Here is a 1,664-nt window from a genome sequence, read left to right as displayed (position 1 = left end):
TAGGTCTTGATCGAACCGCTGGTGATGACTCTCAGGCTGTAAATTTTGTCGCTTTCACGAAAGATATGGTCGCCGCGATGAAACGGTCTGCTGCGTTTCACGATCCCGTCAAGCCGCTCCACATCATCCGGATCCAGGCCCACGGGCAGACACAGCGTGGCCAGGCTGCAATCTTTACAAGCGACCTTGATGTTTTCGAAAGAGATGACTTTTCGGTTGGTCAAGACTCCACTCCAAATCGGTATGACGCAGCATACATAATGCCAGACTCCCACTATTCTTTCAGATGTTATTGAGCTGGATCAAGTGATTTGAGAAAAATCAATCAGATTTTAAGCTTGAAGTGAACTGCCGTGAGCACGAAATTCGGGTAAGTCTTGTTGAGTTTTGACACAAAAAACCGCACCCGAGTGGGTGCGGTTTTTTTCTAGCGTAGCTTCTGTGCGGGCTTATTTAGCCGGAGCAGCAGGAGCGGCCGGAGCTACAGGTGCGCCATAGCCGTAGGGTGCGCCATAAGGTGCGCCGTAGCCATAGGGGGCGCCATAACCATAAGGGCCATAGCCATAATAGTTGTTGTAGCGGTTATTACCACGGCCATAGCCGGAGCCACGGGCGCTGCCACTCATGCCGAAGTCGAAATTACCGTCACCCCAGCCATCGCCCATCCAGTTATCGTCCCAGCTATTGTTGCCATAGCCTGGGCCGCCCCAACCTGGGCCGCCCCACCATGCGGAAGCGGAAGTGGAAAGAGCAATCAGCATGGCAGCGCCAGCAACTTTGGAAAACTTCATCATGTTTTCATCCTCTCAATGGTTAGAAAAATTAACTACTTAGCTCGTGTTCTACAGCCTGGTCAGGCTTGTGGCAGGCAGTACATTAAGCAATATTGCGGCTTACTGCTGTGTCTGATGCCGGAAACTAACCAGGCGGATGACTGGCTAATATGTAGTTATTTTTGCGTGAAACGCCAATCGATTATAGACATTGGGCAAGGATATTCAATAATGGATTGAATGGATTCTCCCAGTACAACAGGCTTTGCGCCTATTCCCGTCAGTTCCGTTTGAGGGGATGTCGCCAATCTGGTACTGTTGACTCCCGTCCGATACCCCACATTTTTCCGGTGTAGTCACTTAATGACCAGATTCATTTTTATTACGGGCGGTGTTGTATCCTCCCTGGGCAAGGGAATTGCTTCGGCATCACTTGCCGCACTGCTCGAGGCCCGCGGCCTCAAGATCACCATGATCAAGCTTGATCCTTACATCAACGTGGATCCGGGCACCATGAGTCCCTTTCAGCACGGCGAAGTCTTTGTTACCAACGATGGTGCAGAGACAGACCTCGATCTGGGGCACTATGAGAGATTTGTGCGCACAACCATGGGGCGCAACAATAACTTCACTACCGGCCAGATTTACGAGAGCGTGATCCGTAAGGAACGTCGGGGTGAATATCTGGGCGGCACGGTGCAGGTGATCCCCCATATCACCAACGAGATTAAAGAGAGTGTACTGTTAGGCGCGGATGATGCGGATATCTGCCTGGTGGAAATCGGCGGTACCGTGGGCGACATCGAGTCATTGCCGTTTATGGAAGCGATTCGTCAGATGGGTGTGGAACTGGGGCGTGATCGCGTGCTCTACATGCACCTGACTCTGGTG

Annotated in this window: 2 protein-coding genes and 1 pseudogene; 1 reads left to right on the top strand and 2 read right to left on the bottom strand. The window is 51.7% G+C overall.

The window, feature by feature from the left end; all coding sequences use genetic code 11:
- Together WBM98_RS06280 and WBM98_RS06275 are read right to left on the bottom strand one after the other, a co-directional pair.
- Positions 1 to 224: pseudogene (locus tag WBM98_RS06280) on the bottom strand (hypothetical protein); the annotation flags it as partial.
- A 225-nt stretch (positions 225 to 449) separates the two neighbouring features.
- The gene (locus WBM98_RS06275; protein ID WP_424365173.1) at positions 450 to 794 is read right to left on the bottom strand and encodes a sulfur globule family protein; all 345 of its coding nucleotides are present in this window, start codon (positions 792 to 794) and stop codon (positions 450 to 452) included.
- 342 nt (positions 795 to 1,136) lie between these two features.
- Between WBM98_RS06275 and WBM98_RS06270 the strand changes: the two genes are divergently transcribed.
- A partial coding sequence (locus tag WBM98_RS06270; RefSeq protein WP_424365172.1) for a CTP synthase occupies positions 1,137 to 1,664 on the top strand: 528 nt, incomplete at its 3' end.

The organism is Maribacter sp., from assembly GCF_049667165.1.
GTDB lineage: Bacteria > Bacteroidota > Bacteroidia > Flavobacteriales > Flavobacteriaceae > Maribacter_A.
Note: the sequence above shows the minus strand (reverse complement) of the source record. Positions and strands in the feature narration are given on the sequence as shown.

Excerpts from the sequence above, each read along its gene's own strand:
- WBM98_RS06275 (WP_424365173.1), bottom strand. The coding sequence starts at position 794 with ATGATGAAGTTTTCCAAAGTTGCTGGCGCTGCCATGCTGATTGCTCTT.